This window comes from Sagittula sp. P11, from assembly GCF_002814095.1.
GTDB lineage: Bacteria > Pseudomonadota > Alphaproteobacteria > Rhodobacterales > Rhodobacteraceae > Sagittula.
In genome coordinates this window covers 625,654-640,429 of the sequence record NZ_CP021913.1, presented here as the reverse complement: position 1 = coordinate 640,429, position 14,776 = coordinate 625,654, and the positions used below count along the sequence as shown (strand labels likewise).

Below are 14,776 nucleotides of genomic sequence, written 5' to 3'. Positions count from 1 at the left end.
CGGGCCTGCCTAGCAGATCGCGCAGGGGACGAACATGCGGCCATTGCAGCCCCACACCCTTCTCAGAAAAGCGTTATGTCGTCCTTGACCGGGCGCGGCACCGGTGCGGGTTTCTCCACCGGCAGCGGCTCCACGTCGGCGCTGACCAGCAATTGGCGCACCCGCCCGTCCGTCGGCCAGAAACGGATCCGCCGCGCCGAGGTGCCGCCTGTGCTTTCTGCCGTGATCGGTATGTCCTCGTCCTTGAGGAACTTCCGGGCAAAGGCCGCGTTGGAGGCGCCGATGTCGCGCAAGTTGCCCATCATGCTGGCTCCGCCGAACATCTTCGCCTGAAGGCGCGACCGGTCCGCGCCGCGTTTGAGAAGGCCGTTGATCAGAAGCTCCATCGCGTAGGCGCCGTAGCGCACGTTCGCCCCCTCAAGCCCTTCCCGGCTGGGCAGGAGGAAGTGGTTCATGCCGCCGATCTTGCGGACAGGATCAACGAAACAGACCGCGATGCAGGACCCGAGCACCGTCGTCAGCACCGCGTCGGAGTCCTCCGATATCACGTAGTCGCCCTGGATGACGTTGATCAGCTTCTCCGGTTTCGCCATCATCGCATGACCTCCCTGCGTTCCTGTCTTGTGCCTGCCGCATACTGCAACAAAGCCGGTCCGATCTTGTCGAGCGGCATGATACGCACCGCGGCGTCCAGCTCTGCCGCGGCGCGCGGCATGCCGTAGACAACCGCTGTTGCCTGATCCTGCGCGACGGTCATCGCGCCCGCATCGCGCAACGCCTTGAGCCCGACCGCGCCGTCCCGCCCCATGCCCGTCAGCAGGGCCGCGGCAATGCAGGGCCCGAGCGGCACCGCGGAATGAAACAGTGCGTCGACCGACGGCACATGGCCGGAGACCGGGGTCTCGTCGCCCAGGCCGCAGGTGCGGGCCGCTGCATCCTCGATGACGAGGTGCCTGCGGACGCCGGCCCCGACCGTGATGACACCGGGCCGCAGCGGACGGCTGCTTGTCGCCAGTTCGACGCGGGCACGACATTGCCGGTCCAGCAGGCTGACCAAGCTTTCGCCGAAACCTGAACCGGTGTGCTGCACGATCAGGGTGGGCGGGCAATCGGACGGGAAACTGTCCAGCACGCTCAGCAATGCGTCCACGCCGCCCGTGCTGGCGCCGATCAGGATCAGCGGACTGCCCTGTCCTCTGGGCACGCCGGGCTGCGGCCGCCTCGGCAGTTCCGGGGGCGGTGTTCTAGCTGTCGGGCGCGGCGCTGGCGGCGGGGTATGGACCGGCTTCTTGGCGGCGGGCCGTCTGGAGGCCGCGGTGCGCGTCAGGCTTTTCAGCTGCTCGATGACCGTGTCGGCCGGTGAATCCATGGGGATCGAGAACAGGTCGGCACTGCTGCGCCGCGGCTTGTGCGCGCGCGCGAGGTTCGCGCTGGCAGCGCCCCGCCCGGTGATCACCAGCCAGCGGATGTCCAGAGTCGAGAATAGCGCGTGCATGACCTCGAACTCCGGCAGGTTCGCAAGCACTTCGGCGATCAGCACGGCGTTGGGCAGCCGTTCTTCCACCTCGTTGTAGGTGTTCATGAGATCGCTTGTGCAGGCGATCACTTCGAACTCCGGCGCAGTGTCGACGATCCGGGCCAGACGGTTGCGCTGAAGTCCGTCGGGTGTCGCAACGATGACGCTGTGGGTAACCATTCCTCGACCTCTGCAAGCCGGCGGAGAGGCCGGCGCTGGCGTTACGTGTAGGCGGCGGCGCTCAGAACAGTTCCGCGTGGCCGCTGACCGGCTCGGCCTTCGTCTTGCCGCCGAGCCTGACCGCCATGTCCCTGAGCGGCACCGACCTCAGCGCCTCTTCAGGGTTGACGAGACCGCACTCGTTCGTATCCCTCGCCAGATGCACGAGGAAATCGGCAAGCGCGCCCAGCGATTGCCGGAGCATGTCCAGTTCCTGAAGCATGCTGATCGTCTGGCCGTCGAGGGCTTCGGTGGTGTGCATGAACACCATGTCCAGCCCGTACTCCAGCCGTTCGAGCCGGTCATACAGCGCTTCAAGCTCGGCCGACACGCGTTCAGCCGCCAGTCTGAGAGGCAAGGGGGGCGGCTCCATGCGCATCACAACCGTCCCACGACACTTTCGATGCACTGCTTCATGGTGTCCGAGGTGAAAGGCTTCTTGATCATGTTGTTCAGGCCAAGCTGTTTCGCCTGTGCAACGATCTCGGGCGTGGGGCGTCCGGTCACGAGAATGAACCCGATCTTCTGCGTGGCGGCAGAGCTGCGCACCGCCTTGAGCAGTCCCAGACCGTCGAGCCCGGGCATGTTGTAGTCCGACAGGACCAGATGGACCGGGTTGGCGCCGAGGCGTTCCAGTGCCTTGCGCCCGTCGTTTTCGGTGATGTAATTCTTGATGCCGATGTCGTCCAAGGCCTGGGTAATGAGCCCACGGCTGGTGGCCATGTCGTCGACCACCATGATTCTCAGCGAGTCCTTCAAGCTCATCTCAGTCTCCTGTTATGATGCGTGCCGACCGGTGGACCCGGTCTTGCGATAGCTGGTGATGCCGGTTGCCGCCAGTTGCTGGGTGGCGGGGCCGGTGACCCGTTCCGAATGGCCGATGCAGAACAGTGCGTCCGGCGCGAGCTTGTCGGCGAAACGGGACCAGAGGCGCTGCTGCGTCTCCTGGTTGAAATAGATGGCGACGTTGCGGCAGAAGATCGCGTCGAACGGCCCCTGGAAAGGCCATTCGCTCATCAGGTTCAGCTCCGCAAAGGTGATCAGCGAGCGCAACTCGTTCGACATTCGGATCTCGTTCGGCGGGACCTTTTGCGTCCACTTCTGAAGGAAAGCGGGCGGTATGCCCGTGCCTTCCGTTTCCGGGTATTGTCCGTTGCGGGCACGCTCCACGATCTTCGGATCGATGTCGGTGGCGAGGATCTTCACATTCTGACGGGCCGCGTCCGGGATCTTGTCCAGGATGGTCATGGCGATCGAGTAAGGCTCCTGGCCGGACGAACAACCTGCCGACCAGATGCGTATGCGTTCGCCCGCCCTGATCTTTTCGATCATCGCCGGGACGCGTTCGTCGCGCAGCATGTCGAAATGGTGCTTCTCGCGGAAGAAACTGGTGACGTTGGTCGTCAGGGCCGAGATCAGCTCAAGCCGTTCGTCGTTCTCTTCCTTGCGTTCCAGCAGTGCCAGGTAAAGCGGAAAGCTCGGCACGTCGCGTGCCTTCAGCCGCTTGGAAAGGCGGGAATAGACCAGCGGCTTCTTGCTTTCGGCAAGGTTGAGGCCGAACTCCGCCAGGGCCAGATCCGCGATTGCCCGGAAGTCGGCATCGCTGAACGGGATCTCCCTGAGTGTGCTGCCAACTTCCGCTTGTGTCATGAGGTGACGCCCTTGCCCGACTCCAGCACGGCTTCGAGGTTGACGACCCGGACCATGGTGTCGTCGACGGAGATCATCCCGAGGATGCTGTGTCGCGTCGCTTCGGACTTGATGTCCGGCGTCTCCTGGATGGCGCTTTTCTCCACCGAGAGGATTTCCGAGACGGATTCCACCAGCAGGCCGATGGTCGTGCCTTCCATGGCGGCCACGATCACCACGTTGCGCTCGTTTGCGGGCGTCGATCCCAGGCCGAACCGTGCTGCCAGGTCGAAGATGGGAATGACCGCCCCGCGCAGGTTCATCACGCCCAGCACGTCCTTGGGGGTGTGGGGCAGAGCGGTCACCGGGGTCCAGCGCCGGATCTCCCGGATCTGCGTGATCTCCAGGCAGTAGTTCTGACCGCCGGCCGAGAAGGTGATGAATTCGAACTGCGTATCCGCGCGCATTTCTGCTGGTTCAGACATGACGAAGCTCCATTCTGGTGTGCTGAGCAAAAAGGTCTGGTCCGGAAGAATGGCCAAGCCTGATGATTTCTTCCGGGTCGAGGATCAGGGCAATCTTGCCGTCGCCGAGAATGGTGGCTGCCGAGACACCCGGGATCGCCGCATAGTTGCTTTCCAGGCTCTTGATGACGACCTGACGTTGATCGTGGATGGCCGTGACCCGGAGCGCGGTCAGCCCCTGCATCTCGGTCGTGACCAGCAGCAGGATGCCGGTGTTGTTGCGCGCGCCGGCGTGTTCGAGGCCGAGGCTCTCGGCGACATCGACAATCGGCACGTAGGAGCCGCGCACGCTGACGACCTCGCTATCCGTTCCGACGGTGTGAATGTCGCGCGGATTGGGGCGGATCGTCTCCAGGATCGAGGAGATCGGGATGACCATCGTCTGGTCCGAGACGGAGATGACGAACCCGTCCATCACGGCCAGCGTCAGGGGCAGGACGATGGTGAACGTGGTGCCCTTGCCCTGCGTCGAGGTGATGGAGACCCGGCCGCCAAGCGCCTGAACGGCGTTCTTGACCACATCCATCCCGACCCCGCGGCCCGAGAGGCTCGACACCTGGCCCGCAGTCGAAAAACCGGGCAGGAACAGAAGGTTGTCGATCTCCGGGTCGGAAAGCTCCGCCTCCGGCGCGACGAGGTTCTTCTCGATCGCCTTTTCGAGGATGCGTTCGCGGTTCAGGCCGGCGCCGTCGTCGGAGATCTCGATGAAGACGCTGCCGGAGCGATGCGCAGCCGAAAGGCGGATCGTGCCGACCACGTCCTTTCCCGCAGCTTCGCGCACATCGGGCTTTTCGAGCCCGTGGTCCACGGCGTTGCGGATCATGTGCGTCAACGGATCGGCGAGCCGTTCGATCACCGTCTTGTCGACCTCGGTCGAGTCGCCCACCGTCACCAGTTTCGACTTCTTGCCAGTGGCATCGGACGCTTCGCGGACGATGCGCGACATGCGTTGGAAGAGGGGTTTCACCGGCTGGGCGCGGATCGCCATGACGCCTTCCTGGATGTCGCGCGCCAGAAGCTTGTAGGCCTCCAGTTCGTTGGTCAGGTGCGCCACGGTCGGCAGATCCAGTTCCTCGATCCGCTGCGAGATCATGGCCTGATTGATGATCAGCTCGCCCACCGTGTTGATCAGCCGGTCCACCCGGTCGAGATCGACGCGCAGCGTGGGCTTCGGGCCGCGCGCTTCCTTGGAGGCCGACGCAGAGGGCGTCTTTGCGCTGCTGGACGGGGCGTGTACCTCGTCGTGGTCGTCGTCATGCAAGTCATCCGCTATAGGGGCGGAGGCGGCTGGCGGTGGGGCGGCCACCATGACCGGGGGGCCGCGCCTTCCTCCACGCTGACGTCCAGTTCGCACAGCCCTTCGACGAACTCGAAGACCTCGTGCAGGGTCGTCTCGCTTTCCCCGGTCGTGAGCGTCAGCGTCCAGGAGATCACCGCGTCGTTCGGATCGAAGGCGTCGAAGGCCGGCAGGCCGGACAGGTCGGCCGTCACGCTGAGCGTGCCGAACTCTGCCAGGGCATCGAAGATCAGCAGCGGCTCGTGGCCGTTTTCATAGAGCGCCTTCATCGGCTTGAACCGGATGGAGAACACCCGCTGCCCGGTTGCCTCGGCCTCTTCCACGGCGGCGGTCGCGCCGCCCCCGCCGAAGTCCAGCGTCAGCGCGTCGAAGGAGAACTCCTCGGCATCGGCGCTGCCGCCGAGGTAGCTTTCCAGCTCCTTCTTGAGTTCGTCTTCCGCCGCCTCGTCCAAGGGGCTGTCGTCGCGGGCGGAGGCCACGAGATCCGACAGCTGGTCGCCGGAGCGGTGCGCCACCGACATCAGCTTCTCGTCGATGCCGAGTTCCTTGTCGCGAACCTTGTCGAGCACCGTCTCGAAGGCGTGGGCGAAACTGACCAGCCGTTCGAGACCGAAGGCCCCCGCGCCGCCCTTGATCGAATGCACCGCGCGGAAGACCGCGTTGATGATTTCCATGTCGTCCGGGCTCTCCTCCATGGAGGCCAGACCTTCCACCAGCGCTTCGAGAAGCTCTTCGCATTCCTCGAAGAAGGTGTCCCTGATCGAATTCCCGCTCATCAGCCCATGTGTCCCGTCAGTCGGCGCAGCACCGAGACCAGCGATGCGTCATCGAAAGGTTTCACGATCCATCCGGTCGCGCCGGCATTGCGGGCGCGCGCCTTCAGATCGTCCGAACTCTCCGTGGTGAGGACGAGAATCGGCACGTTTGTCCGGTTCGGTCCGCCCCGCAGCGTGTCGATCACGCCGAAGCCGTCCATCTTCGGCATGTTGATGTCGGTGATCACGACGTCCGGATCGACCTCCGGAAAGATGTCCACCCCTTCCTGCCCGTCGCAGGCGGAATGAAACTCGAACCCGGCCCCCTCCAGAGAGACGCGAAGCAGGTTGCGGATGGTACGCGAATCGTCGATCGCCAGGACCTTGGTCGTCATTGGGGCAACTCCCTGTCGAAATGGTCGGATGTGAGCCCAAGCCGTTCGAGCCCTTCGCGGAAGGAGGGCGACATCTCGGTGACTTCGAACTTCACCGCGTCGGCCTCCCACTGTTTCTGCGCCACCAGAAGCAGTTGCAGCCGGTGGGAATCGAGCCGCGCCACGTCGCGCGCCGATACCGTCACCGGGGCCTTCCGCGCGTTCAGCAGAAACGAAACGAGCGGGTCTTCACCGGAACGGGCGCGGTGTGGCCCGAGCGCATGGAAATTTATGTCTGGCATCGCGAACAGCATCCCTCGTGGCACTTCGTGCGCCTGTCGTGCGGCGCGTTTGACGCTCAGCAGGAATACGCACGCTGTCTTAACAAAGAGTTCCGAGTTTCATGGAAAGGACGCCACATTGCGCTGCGAGGCGCCGGAATGTGCGGATGATCTCACGCGCACCGGCGCGCAGCGCTACGGATAGTCAGGAAAACAAGGGGCCTGACCGCACCGAAGCCAGTTCGGGCGAATGCGAGAAGTTTCAATTTGAGCAAGTGCGCGACGGGCAGCCGTAGATGCTGGGGTCAGGCCGGACGGGGCTGCACCGCGGGCCGGCAAAGGCCGCGCGTCTGGCGCTGGATCTCGGCCGCGACACTGCGTGCAACGCTGCGCGTCTCGGCATCGCTCGGCAGGTACATCAGCGCATCGCGCACACCGTCCCACAGCCCCAGGCGCAGCCTTACGCGCATCACCATCCGCCAGCTTTCCATGTCCTGCGGCATGTGCTCGGCCGCGCGCGAAAAGGCCGCCTCCGCCTCCTCCAGGTTGTCAGCGGCGAGCCGCAGGCGCCCCAGTTCGAACCACGCCTTGCCATGCGCCGGATCGCGCGCCAGCGCGCGGCGCAACCAGTCCTCGCGGGAGGCATGTTTCTCCTGCTTTTCCAGAACCTTGGCCAGGTTGTAGCAGACCGGCGCGGTGGCTTCTTCCTCGGCCGCGGCAGACCGCAGGAGACGCTCGGCCTCGGGCCAGTCCTCGGTGGCCAGGAGCGCGGGCAAAGGGGTGAGATCGACCATCTGACAGCCCTCTTCGGGAAAGTGTGCGCACGCACAGGGTGTGCACATTACAGGTTAACAGCAGCGTTGCGACGATCCCAGCCTCCAGGCAGAGGCAAACCGGAGAGGTGCAAAACACATCCGTCGGCGTTGCTTCACGGCATCGTGACACATGAACCGCGATGAAAAAACAGTCTTTCTGAGGAAGTTGGCGGACCGATTGGGCACGACCGCCGCATGCGCCCTGAATTTTCGCTGCGCTGCAGCATGAAAATCAGAACCGATGCTAGGCTCATCGCGGCGCCAGTGGGAGGACGCCACAGACCGAACCAGAAACGGAGTTGCCTCCCATGTGCCTGACCACCGAAGCGCTTGTCCTCTTCCTGAACCTGCTGCCCTTCGACATCGTGACCACCGCGCCCGACCGAATCGTGATCGAGGCCGATGCCCGTGCGGCGCATTGGGTCGAGACCGGCGGCCGCTGGTGCACGCTGGCCCCGCAGATCGACAGGGCCGAACGCTTCGCCGCGCTGCACGCCGACTGAGGGCAGGGGCTCCACGCGAAAATCGCCCGCACCCCGGTTGCAGGGCGCGGGCGGGAACACGCATCAGGCGGCTTCGGCCTGCGTTCCGAAACGGCCGTAGAAGCTCTGGCCCTTGGAGGCCATGTCGCGCAGCAGGTCCGGGCAGTGGAACCGGGGACCGTAGGCCTCTTCCAGGCCGTCGCAGCGTTCGGCCGCATAAGCCGCGCCCAGCATGTCGAGCCAGCTCAGCGGGCCGCCCGACCACGGCGCAAAGCCCCAGCCGAGGATCGCGCCCACGTCGCCCTCGCGGATGTCCATCAGCACGCCGTCTTCCAGCGCGCGGACGGCCTCGAGCGACTGCACGAACAGCAGACGGTGCTGGACGTCGGTCAGGGAAGGCTGGTCCTCCGCCTCAGGGTACTTCGCCTTCACGGTCTCCGACAGGCCCTGCCGCTTGCCCGAGTCGTCGTAGTCGTAGAACCCGGCCTTGGCCTTGCGCCCCAGACGGCCCTGTTCCTCCATCCAGAAGATGACCTCGTCGACTTCGCCATCGGGATAGGCATCGCCCATCGCCGCCCGCGTCGCCCGCGCGATCTTGGCACCGAGGTCGATGGAGGTCTCGTCCACCAGTTGCAGCGGCCCCAGCGGCATGCCCACCAGCTTCGCGGCATTCTCGATCAGGGCAGGGGAGACACCCTCCTTCACCATCCGGATGCCCTCGTTGATGTAGGGGATGATGCAGCGGTTGGCGTAGAAGAAGCGCGCGTCGTTCACGACGATCGGCGTCTTGCGGATCTGGCGCACGTAGTCCAGCGCCTTGGCCACCGCGCGGTCGCCGGTTTCCTTGCCCCGGATGATCTCCACCAGCATCATCTTCTCGACGGGCGAGAAGAAGTGGATGCCAATGAACTGCTCCGGGTTCTTCGACGCCTTCGCCAACTCCGAGATCGGCAGGGTGGAAGTGTTGGTGGCAAAGATGCAGTCATCGGAGGTCACCGCGTCGACCGCCTTCGTCACCTCGGCCTTGACCTTCGGGTCCTCGAAGACCGCCTCGATGATCAGGTCGGCATCGGCCAAAGCGGAGTAATCCGTGGTCGCGGTGATCCGGCCCAGCACCTCTTCCTTCTTCTCGGGCGTCGCCTTCTTCTTCGCGATGCCCTTGTCCATGAAGCTTTCGGTGTAGGCCTTGCCGCGGTCGGCGGCCTCCTGCTTCTGGTCGATCAGCACCACCTCGATGCCCGCCTGCGCGCTGACCATCGCGATGCCCGCGCCCATCATGCCCGCGCCCAGCACGCCGACCTTCTTCACTCGCTGGTCCGGCACGCCCTCGGGACGCACCGCGCCCTTCTCAAGCGCTTCCTTGTTGATGAAGAGCGACCGGATCATCGCGCCCGACGACGGGTTCATCAGGACGTTGGTGAACCAGCGCGCCTCGATCTTCAGCGCGGTGTCGAAGGGCACCAGCGCGCCTTCATAGACCGCCGACAGCAGCGCCTTGGCCGCCGGGTAGACGCCCTTGGTCTTGCCGTTCACCATGGCCGAGGCGCCGACGAAGGTCATGAAGCCCGCCGGGTGATAGGGCGCGCCGCCGGGCATCTTGTAGCCCTTCGCGTCCCAGGGCTTCAGGATGTCGGCGTCCTTGGCGTTCAGCACCCATGCCTTCGCCGCGGCCAGCGGATCCTCGACCACCTCGTCGATGATGCCTGCCGATTTCGCTTTGGCCGGGGCGGACAGCTTGCCCTCCAGCAGGAAGGGAGAGGCCGCCATCGCGCCCATCTTGCGAACCAGCCGCGTCGTGCCGCCCGCGCCGGGGAAGATGCCGACCATGATCTCCGGCAGGCCGATCTTGGCCTTCGGGTTGTCGGCGGCAAAGATCCGGTGCGTGGCGAGAGGCAGTTCGAGCCCGATCCCCAGCGCCGTGCCGGGCAGGGCGGCCGCGATGGGCTTGCCACCCTTGTTGGTCTTCGCATCCATGCCCGCGCGTTCGATCTTGCGCAGCACGCCGTGCATCCGCATCACGCCCTCGAAAAGGCCCTTGGCCGGGTCGTCGCCCACCATGTCCTTCATCTTGGCAATGATGTTGAGGTCCATGCCGCCGGCAAAGGTGTCCTTGCCGGAGGTGATGACGATGCCCTTCACGGCCTCGTCGGCGAGGGCGGCATCCACCAGCCCGTCAAGTTCCTCCAGCCCTTCAAGGCTCAGCACGTTCATCGACTTGCCGGGCACGTCCCATGTGATGACCGCGACGCCGTCGGCGTCCGTCGCACTGGTGAAATCGGTCATGTTGTCTCCGCCTCTTGTCTAGTCAGTGTAGGGACCGGGCCGGGCAGGACGCCCGCGCCTTCAGTCCAGTTCGAATTTCAGGTTCTCGCGGATCCGGGACTGTCCCCGGGTCCAGCTGATGTGTCCGAGCGAGCTGATGATCCGCGCGATCCGCCAGCCGGGACCGTGCTTCTCCAGCCGGAAGGTGGTCACGAAGGGCTCCACGATCTCTTCCGTACCGCTCACAAAGTGCATCTCCGCCTCGACCACCTTGCTTTCCGGATCGGGCCGCAGGATGCGGACCACGTCGCGCCGGATGTCGTCGATGCCCTGCTCCTTCACCGCCGCGTGGTAGAGGTCGAAATCCTGGCGCAGCTCCGCCTCCGTGCTCAGCGTGTAGGGGTCGCCCGCGCGCGGGTAGACGCTCAGCGGCAGGTGGAAGACCGTCTTGTACAGCTCGAAATCCCCGGTCAGCAGCGCCTTGGTCAGCCGCCTGCCCAGCTCGGCGAAGATCTCTCCCTTCACCGGCTGCGGGGTGCCCGCATCCTGCCCGAGCGACGACCCGTCGCGACGGGTGAAACGCATCTGGCCGTCCGTGACCTCGACCTTCAGATCGACGTCCGTATACCAGCCGGTCTCCCGCTCCGTCCGGGTGCCGATCACGAGGAAGGCCGCCTCGCTGTCCGAACGGTTCACCAGGTGATGGCCGTTCTCGACCCCGGCGGGGAAGGCGCAGCAGTCGCCCGGATGCAACACCGTCTCGCCGTTGTCCTCGACCAGCACCAGCTCGCCCTCGGTCATCATCATGAACTCGTCCTGGCGGACGTGCCAGTGACGCAGCGAGGACATCGACCCGGGCGCCAGCCGCACGAGGTTCGCGCCGAACTGCGACAGGCCGCCGGCATCGCCCAGCCGCTGCACGCTGCGGCCGGCCACCTGCGCGTCGTAGGGCGCGGGATACCCCGACCCGGTCCGCGCAGGAACGCTCTCCAAGTTGATCTTCGGCATTCTGCCTTCCTTCTTCCAGTCTTGCCGTCCCGCCTGTGCCGGCGGGACATCCTGCAGCCGTCATACACGGCCCGGTGGCGCAACGGAAACCCGGTTCGCGCAAAGCGAAGCGATCACACCCGTTCGATGATCGTCGCCGCCCCCATGCCCGAGGCGATGCACAGCGTGGCCAGCCCGGTGCCCTTGCCGGTGCGCTCGAGCTCGTCCAGCAGGGTACCCAGGATGATCGCCCCGGTCGCGCCCAGCGGGTGGCCCATGGCGATGGAGCCGCCGTTCACGTTCACCTTGTCGTCCGGCACGTCGAACGCCTGCATGAAGCGCAGCACCACGCTGGCGAAGGCCTCGTTCACCTCGAAGAGGTCGATGTCGCCGATCGACATGCCCGCGTCCTTCAGGATCTTTTCCGTCGCCGGAACCGGGCCGGTCAGCATGATGGTCGGATCGGTGCCGATCTTGCAGGTCGCCCGGATCTTTGCCCGCGGCTTCAGCCCGTACTGTTCGCCGAACGCCTTGTTGCCGATCAGAACGGCGGCCGAGCCGTCGACGATCCCCGAGGAGTTGCCCGCGTGGTGGATGTGGTTGATCCGCTCCAGATGCGGGTACTTCATCAGCGCAACCGCGTCGAAGCCCGGCATGACCTCGCCCATGTCCTTGAACGACGGCTTCAGCGCACCGAGGCTCTGCATGTCGGTGCCGGGGCGCATGTATTCGTCCCGGTCGAGGATCGGCAGGCCGTTCACGTCGCGCACCGTCACCACGGACTTTTCGAAGCGGTTGTCCTCCCAGGCCGCCGCCGCGCGCCGCTGGCTCTCCACTGCCAGTGCGTCCGCGTCATCGCGCGAGAAGCCGTATTCCGTCGCGATGATGTCGGCGCTGATGCCCTGCGGGACGAAGTAGCGGTCCATGGCAAGGCTGGGATCGACGGCAATCGCCGCCCCGTCCGAGCCCATGGCCACGCGGCCCATCATCTCCACGCCGCCGGCGATATAGGCCGATCCGGCGCCGCCCTTGACCTGGTTGGCGGCGAGGTTCACCGCCTCCAGCCCGCTGGCGCAGAACCGGTTGATGGCGAGGCCGGGGATCGACTCGTCGAGATCGGAAGCCAGCACCGCCGAGCGTGCGAGGCAGCCGCCCTGTTCGCCGACCTGCGTGACGTTGCCCCAGATCACGTCCTCAACGGCATGGCCGTCGAGCCCGTTGCGCTCCTTCACCGCGTTCAAAACCTGCGCCGAAAGACGCAGCGAGGTCACCTCGTGCAGCGCGCCGTCCTTGCGTCCCTTGCCGCGCGGCGTGCGCACGGCGTCATAGATATAGGCTTCGGTCATGAGACCCGTCCTTTCATCGTCGTGTATTTCGAATTTCGTGCCACCAGGGCGGCCGGCGCCGTCAGGCAGGTCCTGCCCGTGCCAGCCGGGAGATCCCGGCCCGCACGGCCCTGCCAACCTGCCATTCCCGCCGCCCGGCGCATGGCTCAGGCCCGGTCCGCCGGAGAACCCGGCATCAGGTCGTAAGGCGCCTTCCAGCCGTCGAGGCCCTGGATGTTGCCCAGCCAGCGGTCGATCTCCGGCCAGTCGCCCCGGTCGAAGCCGAAGGGCTCCGGGTAATAGAGGTAACCGCAGCAGGTAAGGTCCGCATTGGTCGGCCCGTCGCCCACGATCCAGTCACGCCCCTTCAGATGCGCGTCGAGGATGCCATAGGCCGACTTGAGCCGCCCCTGGTTGAAGGCGATCACCTCCGCCGGGCGCTTGTCCTCGGGCAGGAAGTTCATCAGGAACCGCGTCATCCCGGCCATGGACGAGAGCTTGTGGTTGTCCCACAAGACCCACCGCAGCACCTCGCGCTTCTCCTCCGGCGTCGTGCCGCCGAAATGCCCGTAGGTGTCCGACAGATACTGCTGGATCACCCCCGACTGGCTCAGCTTCACCTCGCCGTCCACCAGCACCGGGCATTCGCCCATCTCGTTGACCTCGGCGCGGTAGGCCGCCCCGCGCGTCTCGCCGCCGAAGAAATCGACCTGCTGCGGTCGCCAGTCCAGCCCCGCCAGCTGCAGCGCCAGCGCCGCCTTGTAGGAATGGCCCGACTCGCCAAAGCAGTAGAGTGTCATCGTCATATCGCAGCACCTCCCAAAGCGCCTGTGTCCCTTGCAGGACCGGGGGTTTCACACCCCCGGACCCCCGTGGAGTATTTTCGAAGCAAAGAAGCACAAGGGCGCTTCCCTGGTAAGCGGGCGTTAACTCCGATGCCCGATCCTCATGTGGCGGTACAGGCTGGAGAGCCGATGACCGCAAGCGGAGAAGCCCTGCATCTCGCCAAAGGCGCAGGCAAGGCAGGAAGGTCGACCGCCGCCCCGGAGCGGGGTTCCGATGTGCGACCTTCCTGTTTCTCTGCTTTCCAAATACTCGAATTCCTCCCTCGCCACGCGCCCCTCCGTCAGAGGGCGCGCGCGATCAGTTCCTTCATGATCTCGTTCGTGCCGCCGTAGATGCGCTGCACCCGGGCGTCCGTCCACATCTCGGCCACCGCGTATTCCTGCATGTAGCCGTAGCCGCCGTGCAGTTGCAGGCATTCGTCCAGCACCTCGCCCTGCGTGTCCGACAGCCAGTATTTCGCCATGGCAGCCGTTTCGACGGTCAGTTCGCCCTTCAGGTGCTGGACCATGCAGCTGTCGAGGAAGGCGCGCGCCACCTTCGTCTTGGTGGCGCATTCCGCCAGCTTGAAGCGGGTGTTCTGGAACTGGGTCAGCGGGCCGCCGAAGGCCTCGCGTTCCTTGCAGTAGGCGATGGTACGCGCCACCGCGCCCTCCATCGCACCCACCGCGCCGCAGCCGATGATCAGCCGCTCCTGCGGGAGCTGCTTCATCATCTGGTAGAACCCCTGGCCTTCCTCGCCGCCCAGCAGGTTCTCGGGCGGCAATTCCACGTTGTCGAAGAACAGCTCCGAGGTGTCCGCAGCATGGCAGCCGATCTTCTCGAGGTTGCGGCCGCGGGTGAATCCCTCCGCGCCATCGGTCTCCACCACCATCAGCGAGGTGCCCTTCGACCCCTGCGACGGGTCGGTCTTGGCCGCCACCACGATCAGGTTGGCGTGCTGGCCGTTGGTGATGAAGGTCTTCTGCCCCGACAGCCGGTAGGCGTTGCCGTCACGCACCGCCCGGGTCTTCAGGTTCTGCACGTCCGAGCCGCCCGAGGGTTCGGTCATCGCCAGCGCGCCCACCAGCTCGCCGGTCACCATCTTCGGCAGCCAGCGCACCTTCTGCTCTTCCGTACCGTAGGCCAGGATGTAATGCGCCACGATGCCCGAGTGGATGCCATGCCCCCAGGAGGCGAGGTTGGCGCGCGCCGCCTCGATCAGGATCACCGCCTCGTGGCCGAAGTCGCCGCCCGCGCCGCCGTATTCCTCCGGCACCGAGGGGCAGAGCAGGCCGAGCTCGCCCGCCTGCGTCCAGGTCTCGCGGTCCATCTGGCCCTGCTTGCGCCACTTGTCGTACAGCGGCTGCCACTCGGTCTCGATGAACTTTCGCGTCATCTCCGCCAGCATGGCGTGTTCGTCGGTCATCCAGGTCATCAGCAGTCTTCCATCCTGTTCAGGCGGTGCGGCGCGGTCCGCGGACGGGC

At 65.5% G+C, this 14,776-nt stretch carries 15 protein-coding genes and 1 pseudogene; 1 reads left to right on the top strand and 15 read right to left on the bottom strand.

Annotated elements, in window-relative coordinates; genetic code table 11:
• Positions 1-62 precede the first annotated feature (62 nt).
• From CDO87_RS03100 to CDO87_RS03055, 10 genes and pseudogenes are all read right to left on the bottom strand, one after another.
• On the bottom strand, positions 63-596 hold the full coding sequence (locus CDO87_RS03100; protein WP_100927405.1) for a chemotaxis protein CheD: 534 nt from the start codon (positions 594-596) through the stop codon (positions 63-65).
• Positions 593-1,696: a CheB methylesterase domain-containing protein gene (locus CDO87_RS03095; RefSeq protein WP_100927404.1), complete on the bottom strand. Its 1,104-nt coding sequence runs from the start codon at positions 1,694-1,696 to the stop codon at positions 593-595. Before CDO87_RS03095 ends, CDO87_RS03100 begins: the two co-directional genes overlap by 4 nt.
• Positions 1,697-1,757: 61 nt before the next feature.
• Complete coding sequence (locus CDO87_RS03090; protein ID WP_157814902.1) at positions 1,758-2,093, bottom strand: chemotaxis protein; 336 nt, start codon at positions 2,091-2,093, stop codon at positions 1,758-1,760.
• 20 nt (positions 2,094-2,113) lie between these two features.
• A complete protein-coding gene (locus CDO87_RS03085; protein WP_100927402.1) occupies positions 2,114-2,500 on the bottom strand; it encodes a response regulator in 387 nt (128 codons plus the stop codon).
• Positions 2,501-2,512: 12 nt separating this feature from the next.
• Positions 2,513-3,385, bottom strand: a complete 873-nt coding sequence (locus CDO87_RS03080) for a protein-glutamate O-methyltransferase CheR (protein WP_100927401.1) — start codon at positions 3,383-3,385, stop codon at positions 2,513-2,515.
• Complete coding sequence (locus CDO87_RS03075; protein WP_254698309.1) at positions 3,382-3,849, bottom strand: chemotaxis protein CheW; 468 nt, start codon at positions 3,847-3,849, stop codon at positions 3,382-3,384. Before CDO87_RS03075 ends, CDO87_RS03080 begins: the two co-directional genes overlap by 4 nt.
• A pseudogene (locus CDO87_RS27645) lies at positions 3,842-5,961 on the bottom strand (chemotaxis protein CheA). The gene CDO87_RS03075 and the pseudogene CDO87_RS27645 overlap by 8 nt, the downstream one beginning before the upstream one ends.
• Entirely contained in the window at positions 5,961-6,335 is a 375-nt protein-coding gene (locus tag CDO87_RS03065) for a response regulator (protein WP_100927399.1), read from the bottom strand. Before CDO87_RS03065 ends, CDO87_RS27645 begins: the two are co-directional and overlap by 1 nt.
• Entirely contained in the window at positions 6,332-6,616 is a 285-nt protein-coding gene (locus CDO87_RS03060) for an STAS domain-containing protein (protein WP_198521808.1), read from the bottom strand. The genes CDO87_RS03065 and CDO87_RS03060 overlap by 4 nt, the downstream gene beginning before the upstream one ends.
• A 284-nt stretch (positions 6,617-6,900) precedes the next feature.
• Complete coding sequence (locus CDO87_RS03055) at positions 6,901-7,389, bottom strand: tetratricopeptide repeat protein (RefSeq protein ID WP_157814901.1); 489 nt, start codon at positions 7,387-7,389, stop codon at positions 6,901-6,903.
• A gap of 329 nt (positions 7,390-7,718) precedes the next feature.
• Here CDO87_RS03055 and CDO87_RS03050 point away from each other — a divergent pair, with 329 nt between their 5' ends.
• Positions 7,719-7,913, top strand: coding sequence for a hypothetical protein (locus CDO87_RS03050; protein WP_100927396.1), 195 nt, complete (start codon positions 7,719-7,721; stop codon positions 7,911-7,913).
• A 63-nt stretch (positions 7,914-7,976) separates the two neighbouring features.
• On the opposite strand, the gene CDO87_RS03045 is transcribed toward CDO87_RS03050, so the two are convergent.
• The 5 genes from CDO87_RS03045 to CDO87_RS03025 all read right to left on the bottom strand — a co-directional run bounded on the left by CDO87_RS03045 (position 7,977) and on the right by CDO87_RS03025 (position 14,726).
• Positions 7,977-10,175, bottom strand: coding sequence for a 3-hydroxyacyl-CoA dehydrogenase NAD-binding domain-containing protein (locus CDO87_RS03045; protein WP_100927395.1), 2,199 nt, complete (start codon positions 10,173-10,175; stop codon positions 7,977-7,979).
• Between the two features lie 60 nt (positions 10,176-10,235).
• Positions 10,236-11,162, bottom strand: a complete 927-nt coding sequence (locus CDO87_RS27480; protein ID WP_100927394.1) for a cupin domain-containing protein — start codon at positions 11,160-11,162, stop codon at positions 10,236-10,238.
• 113 nt (positions 11,163-11,275) lie between these two features.
• Positions 11,276-12,487: an acetyl-CoA C-acetyltransferase gene (locus CDO87_RS03035; RefSeq protein WP_100927393.1), complete on the bottom strand. Its 1,212-nt coding sequence runs from the start codon at positions 12,485-12,487 to the stop codon at positions 11,276-11,278.
• A gap of 146 nt (positions 12,488-12,633) precedes the next feature.
• Positions 12,634-13,272: a glutathione S-transferase family protein gene (locus tag CDO87_RS03030; protein WP_100927392.1), complete on the bottom strand. Its 639-nt coding sequence runs from the start codon at positions 13,270-13,272 to the stop codon at positions 12,634-12,636.
• Positions 13,273-13,592: 320 nt separating this feature from the next.
• Positions 13,593-14,726, bottom strand: coding sequence for an acyl-CoA dehydrogenase family protein (locus tag CDO87_RS03025; protein ID WP_100927391.1), 1,134 nt, complete (start codon positions 14,724-14,726; stop codon positions 13,593-13,595).
• Between the last annotated feature and the right edge of the window lie 50 nt (positions 14,727-14,776).

Excerpts from the sequence above, each read along its gene's own strand:
- CDO87_RS03100 (WP_100927405.1), bottom strand. The coding sequence starts at position 596 with ATGATGGCGAAACCGGAGAAGCTGATCAACGTCATCCAGGGCGACTAC.
- CDO87_RS03095 (WP_100927404.1), bottom strand. The coding sequence starts at position 1,696 with ATGGTTACCCACAGCGTCATCGTTGCGACACCCGACGGACTTCAGCGC.
- CDO87_RS03085 (WP_100927402.1), bottom strand. The coding sequence starts at position 2,500 with ATGAGCTTGAAGGACTCGCTGAGAATCATGGTGGTCGACGACATGGCC.
- CDO87_RS03080 (WP_100927401.1), bottom strand. The coding sequence starts at position 3,385 with ATGACACAAGCGGAAGTTGGCAGCACACTCAGGGAGATCCCGTTCAGC.
- CDO87_RS03075 (WP_254698309.1), bottom strand. The coding sequence starts at position 3,849 with ATGTCTGAACCAGCAGAAATGCGCGCGGATACGCAGTTCGAATTCATC.
- CDO87_RS03065 (WP_100927399.1), bottom strand. The coding sequence starts at position 6,335 with ATGACGACCAAGGTCCTGGCGATCGACGATTCGCGTACCATCCGCAAC.
- CDO87_RS03060 (WP_198521808.1), bottom strand. The coding sequence starts at position 6,616 with ATGCCAGACATAAATTTCCATGCGCTCGGGCCACACCGCGCCCGTTCC.
- CDO87_RS03055 (WP_157814901.1), bottom strand. The coding sequence starts at position 7,389 with ATGGTCGATCTCACCCCTTTGCCCGCGCTCCTGGCCACCGAGGACTGG.
- CDO87_RS03050 (WP_100927396.1), top strand. The coding sequence starts at position 7,719 with ATGTGCCTGACCACCGAAGCGCTTGTCCTCTTCCTGAACCTGCTGCCC.
- CDO87_RS03045 (WP_100927395.1), bottom strand. The coding sequence starts at position 10,175 with ATGACCGATTTCACCAGTGCGACGGACGCCGACGGCGTCGCGGTCATC.
- CDO87_RS27480 (WP_100927394.1), bottom strand. The coding sequence starts at position 11,162 with ATGCCGAAGATCAACTTGGAGAGCGTTCCTGCGCGGACCGGGTCGGGG.
- CDO87_RS03035 (WP_100927393.1), bottom strand. The coding sequence starts at position 12,487 with ATGACCGAAGCCTATATCTATGACGCCGTGCGCACGCCGCGCGGCAAG.
- CDO87_RS03030 (WP_100927392.1), bottom strand. The coding sequence starts at position 13,272 with ATGACGATGACACTCTACTGCTTTGGCGAGTCGGGCCATTCCTACAAG.
- CDO87_RS03025 (WP_100927391.1), bottom strand. The coding sequence starts at position 14,726 with ATGACCTGGATGACCGACGAACACGCCATGCTGGCGGAGATGACGCGA.